The sequence below is a fragment of the Massilia sp. Root418 genome (genome assembly GCF_001425265.1).
Lineage (GTDB): Bacteria > Pseudomonadota > Gammaproteobacteria > Burkholderiales > Burkholderiaceae_D > Rugamonas.
Genome location: NZ_LMEC01000020.1, coordinates 21403 through 36005, shown reverse-complemented (window position 1 = coordinate 36005; position 14603 = coordinate 21403). Strand labels below are relative to the sequence as shown.

The 14603-nt window shown below is 61.8% G+C and carries 10 protein-coding genes; 2 read left to right on the top strand and 8 right to left on the bottom strand.

The annotated features are described in order from the left end of the window. Positions 1 to 204: 204 nt before the first annotated feature. On the bottom strand, positions 205 to 525 hold the full coding sequence (locus tag ASC94_RS12740) for an antibiotic biosynthesis monooxygenase (RefSeq protein WP_056395136.1): 321 nt from the start codon (positions 523 to 525) through the stop codon (positions 205 to 207). Positions 526 to 546: 21 nt separating this feature from the next. After that, the gene (locus ASC94_RS12735) at positions 547 to 1542 is read right to left on the bottom strand and encodes a zinc-dependent alcohol dehydrogenase family protein (RefSeq protein WP_056395135.1); all 996 of its coding nucleotides are present in this window, start codon (positions 1540 to 1542) and stop codon (positions 547 to 549) included. A 175-nt stretch (positions 1543 to 1717) separates the two neighbouring features. Between ASC94_RS12735 and ASC94_RS12730 the strand changes: the two genes are divergently transcribed. Continuing rightward, positions 1718 to 3202 (top strand): patatin-like phospholipase family protein, encoded by a 1485-nt coding sequence (locus ASC94_RS12730; protein WP_056395133.1) that lies wholly within the window; start codon positions 1718 to 1720, stop codon positions 3200 to 3202. A gap of 24 nt (positions 3203 to 3226) precedes the next feature. On the opposite strand, the gene ASC94_RS12725 is transcribed toward ASC94_RS12730, so the two are convergent. Continuing rightward, positions 3227 to 4873 carry an AMP-binding protein gene (locus ASC94_RS12725; protein WP_056395131.1) on the bottom strand — a complete coding sequence of 549 codons (1647 nt, stop codon included), beginning with the start codon at positions 4871 to 4873 and terminating at the stop codon, positions 3227 to 3229. A 397-nt stretch (positions 4874 to 5270) separates the two neighbouring features. Here ASC94_RS12725 and ASC94_RS12720 point away from each other — a divergent pair, with 397 nt between their 5' ends. Beyond that, positions 5271 to 6101 carry an SDR family NAD(P)-dependent oxidoreductase gene (locus ASC94_RS12720; protein ID WP_056395129.1) on the top strand — a complete coding sequence of 277 codons (831 nt, stop codon included), beginning with the start codon at positions 5271 to 5273 and terminating at the stop codon, positions 6099 to 6101. A 491-nt stretch (positions 6102 to 6592) separates the two neighbouring features. On the opposite strand, the gene ASC94_RS12715 is transcribed toward ASC94_RS12720, so the two are convergent. The 5 genes from ASC94_RS12715 to ASC94_RS12695 all read right to left on the bottom strand — a co-directional run bounded on the left by ASC94_RS12715 (position 6593) and on the right by ASC94_RS12695 (position 14601). Further along, entirely contained in the window at positions 6593 to 7783 is a 1191-nt protein-coding gene (locus ASC94_RS12715) for a Gfo/Idh/MocA family protein (RefSeq protein WP_229417254.1), read from the bottom strand. A gap of 4 nt (positions 7784 to 7787) precedes the next feature. Beyond that, positions 7788 to 10325 (bottom strand): glycoside hydrolase family 2 protein, encoded by a 2538-nt coding sequence (locus tag ASC94_RS12710; RefSeq protein ID WP_056395127.1) that lies wholly within the window; start codon positions 10323 to 10325, stop codon positions 7788 to 7790. A 114-nt stretch (positions 10326 to 10439) separates the two neighbouring features. Next, a complete protein-coding gene (locus ASC94_RS12705; RefSeq protein ID WP_056395125.1) occupies positions 10440 to 11846 on the bottom strand; it encodes an MFS transporter in 1407 nt (468 codons plus the stop codon). After that, on the bottom strand, positions 11843 to 12928 hold the full coding sequence (locus tag ASC94_RS12700; RefSeq protein WP_056395123.1) for an alpha/beta hydrolase: 1086 nt from the start codon (positions 12926 to 12928) through the stop codon (positions 11843 to 11845). The genes ASC94_RS12705 and ASC94_RS12700 overlap by 4 nt, the downstream gene beginning before the upstream one ends. Then, positions 12925 to 14601 (bottom strand): carboxylesterase/lipase family protein, encoded by a 1677-nt coding sequence (locus ASC94_RS12695; RefSeq protein ID WP_229417253.1) that lies wholly within the window; start codon positions 14599 to 14601, stop codon positions 12925 to 12927. The genes ASC94_RS12700 and ASC94_RS12695 overlap by 4 nt, the downstream gene beginning before the upstream one ends. Between the last annotated feature and the right edge of the window lie 2 nt (positions 14602 to 14603).

The window sequence follows — 14603 nt, the reverse complement described above, 5'->3', positions numbered from 1 at the left end:
CCGTCAAGACAACAGCCAGGGCGATGTTGCCAAACCGAAGACGACATCGTTAACCCGGCTGCACGAGGCGCCCTGATGGCTGCGGCGCCGTGGGTCGGTGCTAAATTTATTCCGCCGCAAGATCCGGGCCGGTGCAAGGTCGGAAACAAAGTGCCGGCCCTGCGGATCGCCCGGTGCGTCGGGAGGAGGCGTCCGCCGTATGTGTCATGCCGAACGGATGTCAACTCGTCCGCCCGGAAAAGCGGCGTTAACGTGGTTGACGATCGGCTCTGCGGCGAAGTACGCTTGAAGTGCAGTGATGAAGGTGTGGTGGTCGTCACTTGGTTCGAATACTTGCGTATGGTCCTCGAGGGTGTGCCATTGCACGAGTAGCGTGAAATGTGACGGCGTTTCGATTCCCTGCGTGAGCAGATGCCCCTCGTAGCCCTTCGCACGCGCCAGCAGGTGGGACACATCGCGAAACGCTTCTTTAAAGGCGTCGATCCGGTCAGGCCGCACAGGCAACGAAGCAATTTCATAGATCATGGCTTCCTCCCTAGACAGCGTTTATGGCTGTGCCTGCGCGGCCTTCGGGTTCGCGTCCGGCACGACGGCGATAGCGACCTTTCCGATCAACCCCTTGTCACGGCTTTCCAGGCGGGCATGCGCAAGCGGAATGTCAGCCAAAGAGTATGTCGCGCCAACATGCGGCCGCAGTTGACCGCGCTCGACCAGCGCGCTCAGTTCATCGAGCTTGCCGCGGTTCTGTCGGGTAAACACGAAGTGATAGCTTGCATTCTTGCCCCACGCCTGAATCAGGTTTTGTGGCTTGGCGAGATCGACGATCGATACGACCCGGCCGAGCTGGGCGAGCGCATCGGGCGAGCGGGCGAGGGTATCGCCACCAATCGTATCGAAGATGACGTTGACGCCCTTTCCTGCCGATTCACGCATGACGACTTCAACGTAATCTTGCGTCTCATAATCGATAGTGACATCGGCGCCCAAACTGCGAACGAATTCAAACTGGTCAGCTCGGGCAGTGGTGAACACCTTGGCACCAATGGCCTTCGCAACCTGGATTGCGACGTGTCCGACGCCGCCAGCACCGCCGTGCACCAGAACGCTTTCCCCGACTCGCAGCTGCGCACGCCCGACAAGCGCTTCCCATGCCGTTCCGCCAACCAAGGTCAGGCTGGCAGCTTCCAGATGGGTGAGCGAGGCAGGCTTTTTGCCGATGATGCTTTCAGCCGCGACGTGATACTCCGCGTAGCTGCCGGGACCATCAAAGATTTGGGGCGTGTACCACACTTCGTCCCCCGGTACGAAGGCTGTGACACCCGCCCCGACTTCCTCGACTACGCCGGAGACGTCGTGTCCGGTAATGGCCGGAAGTGGTACATAGTCCTGGTAGTCACCGCGACGGACCTGATAGTCCAGCGGATTGATGGAAGTGGCGTGAACCCGAACAAGTACCTGTCCTGCTCCCGGGACCGGTTTCGGCATTTCACGCAGTTCAAATGCGTCAGTACCGCCGAAAGATTTGAGTGTCATTGCTTTCATATTTTCCTCACTTCGTTAGCAAAGGATGTCGAAGAATGTCGATATCCCCTTGGATTGTTGGCCGGGTTTTCAGCTTCAGATCGTATCGACGTTCATTGTCGGGATCATTGCGCGCGGGCGCCAGATATACGAACAGATACCCCGATGCCAGTGAGGATAGGGTCGCGGATGGGGTATGCTCACATCGACGGATGCCGAAGATCGCTGCGTTCCCCGGACCGGTTCCATCCGGGGATTTCTTGTGCTGCGTCGCTATTTCCACCTACCCTTATTGATCATGGTGTCAGAAGATCGAATCCGCGTGACTAAAAAACGGTTTGTCGCCGCTGCGCTGCTGTTTGCCTCGGTATGTCTTGCCGGATGTGGTACCCGGCCGATCAACGTCGCGCTAGCGACTGCGGATGAGGCATACGGCTACCGGCTGTCGTCGAAACGCGCCAATAGAGGCTTGCCGGACACCGAAATTCTGCTGACGTTTTCCGGCGGCGGGACGCGAGCGGCTGCCTTTTCGTTCGGCGTGTTGGAGGAATTGCGTCGAACGAACGTTGATGTCGCAGGAAATAACGTCCAGCTGCTGGACGAGGTGGGCTACATCTCTGGCGTTTCCGGCGGCAGTTTCACGGCCCTTGCGTTTGGCTTGCACGGCGCCGCCTTGTTCAACGACTATCCCACGCGCTTTCTTTACAGGGACGTGCAGGGGGAAATCGTGCGCCGGACACTGAATCCCCTGAACTGGCCGCGCTTGCAATCAACCGGGATAGGCCGCTCTGAACTGGCCGCCGACTACTACGACGAAATCCTGTTCGAGAACGCGAACTTCGGTGATCTGATCCAACGAGCCGGGCCATTCATCTCGTCGACAAGTACGGATATTTCGACTGGTGCCCGCTTTGCCTTTACCCAGGATGACTTCGATTTGATCTGCTCCGATCTTTCCCAGGTAAAGCTGTCGCGCGCCGCTGCGACCTCCTCGGCAGTGCCGATTGTGCTCTCTCCGGTAACGTTTAACAACTACGGAGGCCATTGCGGCTATCGACTGCCGGCGTGGGCCGAAGCGGCGCGCAGTGGCCGTTCCGACGAGGGCCGCCTGGTGCAACGCAGCCGCGAGTTGACGCGGTTCCAGGACAGCTCGACGCGACCTTACCTGCATCTGGTCGATGGCGGCATCGCTGATAATCTGGGTTTGCGCGCCACGCTCGAGCGATTTCGCGGCGCACATGCGAGCCGTGAATATCGCCAGCAGCTCGGGCTTGAGCGACTGAAACGCACATTGATCGTTGTAGTCAACGCACGCTCGGAGCCGGGTACAAGTTGGGATCGTTCCGAAAACGGGCCAGGCGCACTGGCGTTGTTGATGCAGTCCCTTAGTGTTCCCATCGACCGGACTTCCTTCGAGGCCCTTGAGTTGTTGCGGGACTTGCTGCGCCGCTGGCGGCAGGACGATGAGTCGAATGCGTTCCCCGGGGTCCGGCTGTACCCGGTTGTGATCAGCCTCGATGAGGTTGCCGATCCCGCGCTGCGCAAGCGGCTCATGGCGATGCCGACCTCTCTTTCGCTCCCCGCGGCCGATGTGGATTTGCTGCGCTCGCAGGCAGCCGTGTTGCTGAAAACGTCGCCCGTATTCCAACGGTTTCTGGAAGACCTGAAGCAGCAACGCTAGTGGCGACCGTTTTCGACGGAGTCGTTACAGCGAGTCCGTGAGTGCACGGCGTAGGATCTTGCCCACCGAAGACTTGGGTAACCGATCAACAATGCGTATTGTTTTTGGAACCTTGTACGCTGTGAGCAAGCTGCGGCAGTGCGCAGTCACCGCCTTCTCGCTCAAGTCGCTCCCTGCAAGGCCGACAACGAACAGCACCAGCGCTTCCCCCGTCCTGGCGTCCGGCGTCCCGACACAGGCGCATTCGGCCACGCCTGGCATGGCGCTCACGACCGCCTCTACCTCGTTTGGATAGACGTTAAATCCCGAGACGATCACCATGTCCTTCTTGCGGTCGACAATACTGAGGAAGCCGTCCGCGTTGAAAACACCGATGTCGCCGGTCTTAAAGTATCCGTCGGGAGTGAACGCCAGCGCGTTGGCCTCCGGTTGCTGCCAGTAGCCGCACATGACTTGCGGTCCCTTGACGCATATCTCACCGATGCCGCCGGGGCCAGCGAAGTGTCCATCGTCGCCCAGCACCCGCACGTCGGTGCCCGGCATCGGCAAGCCGGTGTTCCCGCTGAATCGCGTGGCCGACGCGGGGGTGAAGGTCACAACAGGCGATGTCTCAGTCAAGCCGTAACCCTCGCGGATGAATGTCCCCGTCACCGCCTGCCATTGGGTCGCGACGGCGCCCAACACCGCCGCCCCGCCGCCGATCGACAGGCGCAGCGCCGCAAAGTCGACTTCGCCGATCCGATGATGCTGAACCAGGCTCGCATACAATGTGTTCACGCCGACGAATACCGTGGCTTTGGCCTCCTTGAGGACATCGATAAACTTGTCCACGTCGCGCGGATTGCTGATCAGCCAGTTTTCAGCGCCAAAGGAGAAATAGGCGAGAAAATTCAGCATGAGGGCAAAGATGTGGTACATCGGGATGGCCGTCACAATCCTGTCCTCGCCGGCTTCCAGTGCGGCGGCGTACATCGCCTTGAACTGTTCGATATTGGCGAGCAGATTGCGGTGCGACAGAATGGCACCCTTCGACACGCCGCTCGTGCCGCCCGTGTACTGTAAAAATAGCGGATCGTCACCGGTCAAGGGGACGGTTACGCGTGCAAGTCCGGCGCCGGCCGCCAGCGCCTGGAAAAATGCGAGTGTGGGGACGCCGAATTGCTGCTCTGGGCGTTTGGTCGGCGCCGGGTACTCGCTATCGTGCGCATCGGCCAGAATGACCATCTTAATCTTGGTCCCGGCAATCACCGATGCCAATACCGCACTGGACTCATTCCACGCGACGATGATCTCCGCGCCGCAGTCTTTGAGCTGATGCTCCAGTTCACGTGCCGTGTACATAGGGTTGACGTTGACCTGGACTGCACCGGCCCGCATGATGCCCAGCGTCGCAATAGGGAAGGCGAGGATGTTGGGCAGCATGACCGCGATACGGGCACCTTTTTCCACCTGTATTTTCTCGCGTAGCCACGCGGCGAAAGCGGCGCTCTGGCGGTCCAGGCTTGCGTAAGTCATGGCTCGGCCTTCCGAACGAAATGCGACGCGTTCGGCGAAGTGCCGCATGGCTTGCTCCATCAGCGCGACGACAGAAGGGTAGGCGTCCGGATCGATAGTGGCGGGGATACGGTGCTTGCGGTAAGTGCTTTGCCAGGGTTGGAACGTTGGATTCATAGCGTATGGTAGGTGTTGATGGTTGACAATTAGCCTGCGGGGCCGCGTGTAGGTCGGGGCGGGATGGGGGCCGGCGGCGCGGTGCGACGAATGAATCGCGCTCAGGCCGCGCGCGAAGGCAGTTTGACGCCAAGTTCAGCCTCCAGCCGACAGAGCCGACTGCACGCCACCTGCTGTCCGACACTGGCAGGCGACTTTGCCGCTGGCGCCATGGTATCGATTGCGACTTGCCACGACCATGGCAAATTCCCTCTATTCGATGACCGAAAGCTGCGACATGCCAGAGTCGCAGTTGGGGTGAATTGCCATGAGAAAGCGATCATCCGGCATCGCGCGCTGGGACTGCAGGTTTTACCATGGTTGCTGTATTTTTCGTCCATACTTCAGGAGACCAGCAATGACATTGAAACTCGACGGCAAGGTGGCCCTTGTCACCGGTTCCGGCCGCGGCATTGGCCGATCGATCGCGCTCAAACTCGCAAGCGAAGGCGCGCGCGTCGTCGTGAACGATCTCGACGACGAACCTGCGCAGGAGACCGTCCAGGCCATTCGTCGTGCCGGTGGCGACGCCTGCGCCTGCGCCGGCAATGTCGCCGCGCCAGATTTCGCGGGGCGCTTTATTGGCACTGCGATCGAACAGTACAAGGGGCTTGATATCATCGTCAACAACGCCGGCTATACCTGGGACAATGTGATTCAGAAGATGAGCGACGAGCAGTGGCAGGCGATGCTCAATGTGCACCTCACCGCGCCTTTCCGTATCCTGCGCGCTGCGCAGCCGGTAATCCGCGCTTTGGGCAAGACTGAAGCGGAGTTGGGCAGGCCGGTGGTACGCAAGGTGGTCAATATTTCTTCCGTGGCCGGGCTGTTCGGCAACGCCGGCCAGGCCAACTACGCCGCAGCCAAGGCGGGCATTGTCGGCATGACGCAGACGCTGGCCAAGGAATGGGGGCGGATGAATGTGGCCGTCAACTGTGTTGCATTCGGTCTCATCAATACGCGCCTGACCACCAGCGTTGCCGGTGTCGACAGCGCCATGATCGACGGCCGCGACATCAAGCTCGGCGTCAACCCGGACATGCTCTCAGCGCTCGAGCGCACCATTCCACTCGGCCGTGGCGGAACGCCCGACGAGGCAGCTGGTGCGGTATACTTGTTCTGCATTCCCGAGTCCGACTACGTAAGCGGGCAGACCCTGATGTGCAGCGGCGGCCTGACCGGGTTTTAATGGGCGGCCGGACCTCAGCGCGAGAGCAGGCGAGTCTGGAATTGGTCACCGAAAGCGTCATCGAAGGAGCGTTCCGCGGAAGGGACGGCGGCACCACGTTCCAACTGTCCAATAGCGAAGCCTGGCGCAAAAGTACGTGGCGCTGCCGCACGCTGCACCGTTGCTGCCCGCAGATTCGGGTGTGGAGAATCGGCCAGGGTTTCTTCTTGGGAGCTGAGGGGGCGGGCGAGATCTTGCCTGTGCAGCGCCTTCGCCGAACAGAAAATCAGTGGCGGTGGACGCATCGCCTGCCGTCGTCTCTTCGCTTTCGTACGCGGCAGTTGAACCATTCGAACACTGCGGTGGACCGACCCTCGGTTCCGGATCACGGAGCGCATGGCGACTTCAATCCCACTGGTTGCCCGGGCGCCGAATCGGCGTATCCGCATGCATGGTCTTGGGCCTGTACGCGCCACTGGCCCCGCCGGTAGGGATGGAACGCAGGGTGAGAATTAGACGGGCAATTTTAGCGGGTCGGGCACCTCGGTCCATTCCGCCCCGGCACAATCGCTTGCCAGCGCCGCATCGATTAGGCATAGGCTGCGGATGCCTGCTTCGATACCCGGAAGATGGTCGGGCAGCGCAGTTTTGGCCGCGCGGTGTGCTCGCAAGGCAAGGGCGAACTCGCGGTATAGCTGGGCAAACGCTTCGATGTAGCCTTCAGGATGGCCGGGCGGCAGCCGGAACGCCGCGTTGGCTCCTGCAGACACGCCAGGCATGCCCTGACTTAAATGCTGCGCCGCCTGTCCCAGGCGCACATAGCGCAGTGTATGGTGGGATGCCTGCTCCCAGCGGATCGAAGCGTTGCTGCCGAAAACCCGCAGCGTCAGATTGTTGCTTTCCCCAATGGCGACCTGGCTTGCCCAGAGGAGCCCGCGCGCGCCCTTCGGGTAGCGCAGCCGCAGCTGCACGTGGTCGTCCAGCCGCCGTCCGGCGACGAAGCTGCACAGTTCGGCGCTGACCTCGGTTGGGCTCAGACCGGTGACATACTCTGCCAGATGGGCGGCATGGGAGCCGATGTCGGCAAGGCAGCCGGCGGGCCCGGCCTGTGCTGGATCGGTTCGCCATTGCGCTTGCCGGTTACCACGCGCTTCGATGGGTTCTGCCAGCCACTCCTGGGCGTATTCGACCTGGATGCTGCGAATCTCGCCAAGCGCTCCGCTGGCGACCAGGTCGCGTGCAGCACGGACCATCGGGTAGCCGCTGTAGTTGTGCGTCAGAAGGACGAGGCAGCCCATGCGTTTCGCGAGATCGCGCAGGCGCAGACCATCGGCGACGCTGGTGGTCAAAGGCTTGTCGCAAATGACATGGATGCCCGCTTCGAGGAAGGCGCAGGCAACAGGAAAATGCAGATGGTTCGGAACGACAATGGCGACCGCATCGATACCATCGACGCGCGCCGCTTCGCGCCACGCCATATCGCGGTAGTCCGCGTACAGGCGGTCCTCGTCAATATGCAGCGAAAGGCCGAACGCCCTATTGCGGTCGGCATCCGACGACAATGCGCCCGCCACCAGTTCGTACTGGTCATCCAGCCGCGCGGCATGGCGATGGATATTCCCGACAAAGGCGCCTGGGCCGCCGCCGACCATCCCCAGCCGGATCCGGCGGGGCGCTATCAAGTTGTGTTGGACTTTCACCATTCCCTTAGCGCCAGCGGATCGTTAGACTTGCCGCATCCAGTTCTGCGCCCGGGTGACTGGCCGTGATCACGCGTGTTTCACCGGCACGCAGGGATAGATAGTTGTCGTCGAAGCGGACACGCTCGTCGTCGCACAGGACATGTGCGAAGTATAGGTAGTCTGCCGCTGCCAGCGTGATCACGACCTTGCCAGGGTCGGTCTGGGAAATCGTTACGTGGGGTGGGCGCGGTTCGGCGCGGACCAGATCCTTAATGGGTACGAAGAAATGCTGGTTTGCCGGGAACTGGCCTCGCGTCGCGCGGACCGACAGCACGTGAGAAGGACCGCAGCTGGTGTCGTCGGCGAGGCGCCAAACGCAGGTGCTCGCATTGGCCGGGACCGCATATTGCACCGAGTACTGTCGGCGCTCGGAACCGTCGAATGAATCGATGGCGAGTTGCGCATCGCCGTTGACCGGGGCCAGGCTGTCGTTGGCGATCCACAGTTCAATTCCCGCCGGCGTTTGTTTGAACGATGCCGTGACAGGCGCGTAGGCGCGCCTGACGTAGTAGTAGGCCGCTTTCGGAAACCCGTAGTAATCGACCAGGCTCCAGCTGATACCAGGCCAGCAATCATTGAATTGCCAGATCAGCGAGCCGGAACAGTGCGGCTTGCGGCGGCGGAAGTGCTCAATACCAAAGGCGAGCCCCTCGGCCTGGTTGATCTGGGTATAGTCGATATATTCTTGCAGCGTGGTGGGCAAGCCGGTAACCGACACCAGCATCGCGTTGACCTTGTCGATGGGCCGGTCCTTGAGTCGATTGAGGAAACCAGGGCTGCCGAGCGTCAGCTGGTCCGCCGGCAGCGCACGCCGGAAAGTGGCCATGACGGGCGCCGACTGGATGCCGTATTCGCTGATAAAGCGCCCGATGTCTTCCGCGTAGCGGGTGTAGGCAACACCCGCTGGGCTGCGGTCATAATCGGCTACCGGGCCGTCATCCGGAATGGTCGGCAGGCCGTGCCACACCGTCCAGTCGTGAATGTCGCCTTCGTACATGCTGTTGAGGTTGTGTCCCTCTCCACCGAAAGGGCTGCCTGGCCAGTAAGGCGTCGCCGGGTCAAGGTCCGCGAGCACCTGCGGAATGACCTGGTTGTAAAACAGTTCGCCCAGTATCGGCTGATGGCGGCCAGCTTTGCTGTTTGTGAACCCCTGTATTGCCTGGCTTTCGTTGCCGCCGCACCAGAGAGCCAGGCAGGCGTGGTGGCGCAGGCGTCTGACCTGGTCGCCAACTTCGGCGCGCACATTGTCCACGAACACGGGATCATGTTCGGGATACGGCGCGCAAGCGAACATAAAGTCCTGCCATACCAACAAGCCCAGTTCGTCGCACAGCGCGTAAAACGGGTCGTGCTCGTAGATGCCGCCGCCCCACACCCGGACCATGTTCATGTTGGCGTCGGCCATTTGCATCAGCAAACGCCGGTAGAGGGACGCATCAATGGCTGCAACCAGCGAAGAGGGCGGCACCCAATTTACTCCGCGCGCGAAGATCGGGACTCCGTTCAGGATGAAACGGAAGAATTTTGTTCCCGGTTCAGCCGTATCGGCCGAAGTGTCCAGAATGATCGTGCGGATGCCCACGCGCAGCTCGCGCTGGTCCACCATCTGGCCTCCGGCTTCGAGCACGGCCCGCATGGTGTACAGATTAGCGGGGCCGAGTTCCGGTGTCCACCACAGCATGGCGCGCTCAATTGTGAGTGACAGGCGGGCACAGCCGTCGGTCAGCGGCAAGGATGCTTCGGCCACCATCTCGCCGCCGGGGCCACGCAGGGAAAAGTGCACTTGCAGAGGGCCCGCGTCGCCTGAAAACGCGGTTGCACCGGCGAACATCGTCACGTGCGCAGCACCGTTTTCTGCTATGGCGGCCGTGGAAAACGTGACGTCCGCCAGCGTGGCGCGCGTTTCCACCCTGAGCGATGCGGCTTTCCAGATTCCGGTGGTGACCATGTTCGGCGCAAAGTCCCAGCCCCATCCGAACTGGGCTTTGCGCATGAAATTGCGCTTGTTCTCGGAGCTCGGACTGGACGCCATGGGAAAAGCCGGCATGTCGATCGGGACGACCGCCTGTGCCGGGGGCGTAAAGCAGACGGCAAGATGGTTCGCTCCATTGCGGAGCTGTCTGCTCACGTCGAAACGCCACACTCGGAACATATTGTCGGTCCTGCCAAGCAGCTCGCCATTGAGCCATACCGCCGCAAACGTATCGAGGCCTTCAAATTCAAGGATGGCGCGCTGGTCGGGCCGGCAATCCGGATTGTCGAAGTCGGCCCGGTACCACCATTCCCGCTCCCTGACCCATACGCAATCGAGCTCGGCGCGATCACCCATGGGATCGGGAACGCGCCCGGCCGCATGCAGGGCGAGATAGAGATCACCGGGTGCTGGAGCGTCGAGCATGCCGGCGCCGTGAAGCGGAGCGAGCGCCATCCCCACCGCCGTGCCGGTACCGGGATCGGTATCAATTATCTTCCATTTGCTAAGCAAAATATGCGTGTCTGACATTGTGGCTCCGTACGAAACTGGTATCGCTGCGCGCACGGGGCCAACGGCGCGCCGTTGCGCAGGCGAACAAGAAGAAAGCGGACGGCGCGCGTGCCGCCCGCTGAGGAGGGAGGCTTACTCGCTGTCGGCGTCCGAGAGACGGGAAGCTTCCGCTGTGATGAGGTAGTGCCGTTCGCACTTCGCCATCAGGAAGACGGCGAGCGCAAGGGCTGGGATGGAGACCATGGCCGCCGCCAGCATCAAGCCGTTCGGATTGCCTTTCATGTGGTCGGAAACGAACCCGGTAACCGGGGGCGCGATTGCCGCCCCCGATGAGCTGATCATGCCGACGATGGCGACTGTGCGCGCCCGCAGGTGCCGTGGCGCCAGCGCCTGCAAGGTCGTCGGATAGACCAGTAGGGCGGCCGTGAGCGTGACAAAGTAGGCGCCGTGGATGATGAACATCTGGCGCGAGCTGGTTGCGAACACCATCAGCGCGGTGGCGATTATCGCAAATACGCATGTCAGCCACAACGAGCGGATATTGACTCCTGGACCAATCCGGTTTCTGAAGTAGCGCGTACCATACACGCTCACGGGAAATCCAATGGCGACTGCAATGAGTGCGATAACGCCCAGCGCAGCCCCGAGGTCTTTGGCGGACACGCCGTAGTTGCGCAAATAGATCACCGGCAGCCAGTTGCCAATAGCAGCAAACCCGAACAGTGCGGCGAACATGCCGCCGGAAAACAGCAGCAATGTGCTGCGGTTCTGCTTCAGATGCGGCAGCAGGGCAGCGACATTCTCGCTCAACCTGGTGACGGAAACGGATCGTTCCTTGTCATGCAGGGCCTTTGCGGCAGCGGCCCGCGCGCCGGGGCGAAGATAGATCGTGGCTATCAATACCGCCAGAATCGGTGCGGGCAAGGCTACTGCAAAAAAGCTCAGGCGCCACGATTCGAAGACTTCCAGGCCGAACGGCAGGCTGGCGCGCAACGTCTCGACCATGCCGATCACTTGTCCGCACAACGCCATCGCAAGCGAAGTCGCGCTCATCGAGGCGAGTGCGAACACCGAGTTGGCGATCGGACGCTTTTTCTCGGCGAACATGTCCGGGATCATGGCGTAGGCGATCGGCACAAGGCCGGCTTCACCAGCGCCGACCAGCGCACTGGCCAGAAGCAGCTGTTCGTACGTCTGCGCCATGCCACAGCCGACAACGGCGGCGCTCCAGAACAGCGCGCAACCGGCCAGGACGATTCGGCGGTCGTAGCGGTCGGCCAGCCAGCCGAGGGGGTACGTGGCCAAGGCGGCGAAGGCGGCTACTGCTGTCCCTTGCAGCAGTCCCAATTGCAAATCGGACAGGCTCATGACCTTGCGGATGGTCTCGGCTTGGAGCAGCAGGATATTGCGGTCGACGAAAGCGATCAGCGTGACTATGGTCAGCACCGCGAGCGAGTACCAGGCGCGAAGCGGCGTGCGCTCCTGCGAACTCGACGGAGCGGCTGCGCCTTCGGATGTAAGAATGGTGCTGGTGTTCATGTTGGGGCCTTCTGGTGAGGGGCGACCTTGGCAAGAAACTTGCCGATCTCGATGTAGGCTTCGCCAGCTTCGGGCAGTTCAGGGTCAAAAATATGCCAGACGTGCAGCGTGTTGTCCCAGGATTGCAACGTGGCGGGAGAGCCTGCTGCCCTGGCGCGGTTCACATAGCGGCGCGCGTCGTCGTATAGCATCTCGGTTTCGCTGACATGGACCAGCACAGGGGGAAGGCCGGACAAGTCGCCGAATACGGGCGATACCACGGGATCGTTTGGTCTGATGCCGTTGTGTAGCCATGACAACCAGAGAAGGGCTGCGCGGGGCATGCGGGCGATGCTCTTGAATGCCGGCCCGAGCATATAGTCGGTGCCTGCATTGGCGGGAATGCTGGGGCTTGACAAGGTGCTGTCGGTCGGTGGCGAGATGGCAATGGCACCGTTTGGCGCGCGCAATTGCTGGTCGCGGATCCAGGGCAGCAGCGACAGGGTCAAATTGCCGCCGGCGGAGTCGCCGGCGACGAAGATGGCGGTCGCCGCCGCCGCGCCGTCGGGGCCGTTGGCCAGCATCCAGCGGTAGGCCTGGCGCGTATCCTCCACGCTGCGCAGGCGATGATGTTCGGGCATCAGCCGGTAGTCGATTGCCAGCACGGCGCCGCCCGAGAGCGCCGACATGCGCACTGTGATAGGGCGATGACTGCGTGCACTGCCCACCACCATGCCGCCACCGTGGATATACAGCATACGCCGGTCCGGATCTGCGCCGGGCGCCGCGACCCACTCGCCGCGCGCATCGGCATTGTCGACCGGCGTGAAGCGCGCCTCGTACACGAGGTCGTCGAACATGCTGTCAAACAATCTGCGCTTGACGTAGATTTGCTGCTGGCGTGACAGCCCAGGCCGTGGCACATTGGTGGATGCGAGGCGGGCCATGGCGCCGGCGAGGCCTGTGCTTTCCGGTCGGCCGGTGGCGAAGCGCTGGCCGTTACCGGTGTCGAAACGCCGCAGGTCCTCGCCCGTTAGCACCAGTCGGGTAAACAGCCACGCCAGGGCGATGAGGCAAACAATGATCAGGAGAACAATCTTCATGAGTTGGCCCCTTCCGGCCTGGCTTTTACTGAAATGGCTGGCGCGCTGGCGCTGGCGTCGAACCGCAGCATGTCCGGCCATGCGGACCATCGCACGCCAAGTTCGGCGTGATTGGGATCGCCATGCCAGGCAAACGATCCAATGCTGCGCATCATAGCTTCGGACAGTGCCAGCCTGCCTGGGCGGTTGGCGCTTGTATTCATGGTCGCCGCGAACAGGGACGGGCCAAAATTTCCAAACATAAATGGTACGTCGAAGCCATGCGCGGCGCCATAGATATCGTCGAACGGCGGAGGCTGCTGATCCCAGTCAAACTGATAAGCCCAGACGGCTTGCTGCTCGGCACGCACCGCATCTAGGACGACGTCGCGGTTCGGCCAGAACAGCAGTTCGTGCAACTGTTCGATACGGGCGTTGAATCCCGTTCCGGGTGCCCAGACTGGTAGCAGCTGCGGCGTTATCCATTGCTCGATGCTCGACTGGACTGCCTGGTCGCGCTGCTCGCTATACTGGATGCTAAAGACTTCCCTATCGCTCAGCAGGCGGCCGGATAGCTGGCCCAGGGCCGGCGACAGCGCGAGCATAGACGGAAACAGCTTGCCCTCGTCGCGCGTGAAACCGGCGAGCATCGGCACTTTGCAGTAGTGGCCGGCATGGATGGCCGCTAGCGGCGCCAGCGGGACGATGGTTCCATCGGGAATCGGTCCCGAGCCCGCCAGTCCCAGAGGCGTCAGGTCAACGAGGACGGTGCGCAGCAGCACTTCGGCATCTTGCGCCCGGAGCCACGAGGAGACTTCGGCATGTGAACGGTCCGCGATCCATTGCTTGGCTGCCTTCACGTCGTCGATGCGGCCGGCACGCACTAGCGCGTGCACCACCAGGGCCTCGGCCTGTGCCGCGTGCGCCGCAGCGGGGTGGATCAGCGGCAGGCGGCCCGGCGGCAAGTCGCCGGCCATCGCGATGCCCCCGCTGACGGGTAATATCCGGTGGACCAGCGGCGGCTGCGCCGCGGTGAGCAGTGGAGAGGCCAGCAACGCAAGAATATTGACGGCGCCAGCCGACTGCCCCATCAGGGTAACTTTGCCGGAATCGCCTCCAAACGCACCGATATTGCGATTCACAAACCGCAGCGCCTGATAAATGTCGAGCAGGGCGAAATTGCCGGAATCGCCGGCGGGATCGCCGCCTGTTTTCATCTGAGGCAGGTTAAGAAAACCAAAGATTCCAAGCCGATAGTTGACGGTGACGACGACGGCATTGGCGGTTACCGCCAACGTTGCGCCGTCGTACAGCGGATCGGCGGTGTAGCCGGTGACATTGCTACCGCCATGGATGTAGACGATAACGGGAAGCGGGCCGGAGGCGGAAGCCGGGACCCAAATGTTGAGGTAAAGGCAGTCCTCCGAGCCGCTGACATCGCCGATGGAATCGCCGATGCTGCGATCGTAGCGGTTGTTCCGCCCTGGCCCGTACAAGCGCCCCACCTGCACGCACGCGTTGCCAAATTGTACTGCTGGCCGGGGTGTGCTCCAGCAATCAGGCTCGACCGGTGCGCGCCAGCGCAGGTCGCCGATGGGCGCCTTTGCGAACGGCACGCCTTTCCAGCAAAGTGCGCCGCTGTTCGCCGACTCGTCGGCGCCAACCACGATCCCGTATTGGGTTAGGCGTTCCATGA

Bases quoted from the DNA above. Each gene is read 5' to 3' on its own strand.
- ASC94_RS12740 (WP_056395136.1), bottom strand. From the start codon at position 525: ATGATCTATGAAATTGCTTCGTTGCCTGTGCGGCCTGACCGGATCGAC.
- ASC94_RS12735 (WP_056395135.1), bottom strand. From the start codon at position 1,542: ATGAAAGCAATGACACTCAAATCTTTCGGCGGTACTGACGCATTTGAA.
- ASC94_RS12730 (WP_056395133.1), top strand. From the start codon at position 1,718: ATGCTCACATCGACGGATGCCGAAGATCGCTGCGTTCCCCGGACCGGT.
- ASC94_RS12725 (WP_056395131.1), bottom strand. From the start codon at position 4,873: ATGAATCCAACGTTCCAACCCTGGCAAAGCACTTACCGCAAGCACCGT.
- ASC94_RS12720 (WP_056395129.1), top strand. From the start codon at position 5,271: ATGACATTGAAACTCGACGGCAAGGTGGCCCTTGTCACCGGTTCCGGC.
- ASC94_RS12715 (WP_229417254.1), bottom strand. From the start codon at position 7,783: ATGGTGAAAGTCCAACACAACTTGATAGCGCCCCGCCGGATCCGGCTG.
- ASC94_RS12710 (WP_056395127.1), bottom strand. From the start codon at position 10,325: ATGTCAGACACGCATATTTTGCTTAGCAAATGGAAGATAATTGATACC.
- ASC94_RS12705 (WP_056395125.1), bottom strand. From the start codon at position 11,846: ATGAACACCAGCACCATTCTTACATCCGAAGGCGCAGCCGCTCCGTCG.
- ASC94_RS12700 (WP_056395123.1), bottom strand. From the start codon at position 12,928: ATGAAGATTGTTCTCCTGATCATTGTTTGCCTCATCGCCCTGGCGTGG.
- ASC94_RS12695 (WP_229417253.1), bottom strand. From the start codon at position 14,601: ATGGAACGCCTAACCCAATACGGGATCGTGGTTGGCGCCGACGAGTCG.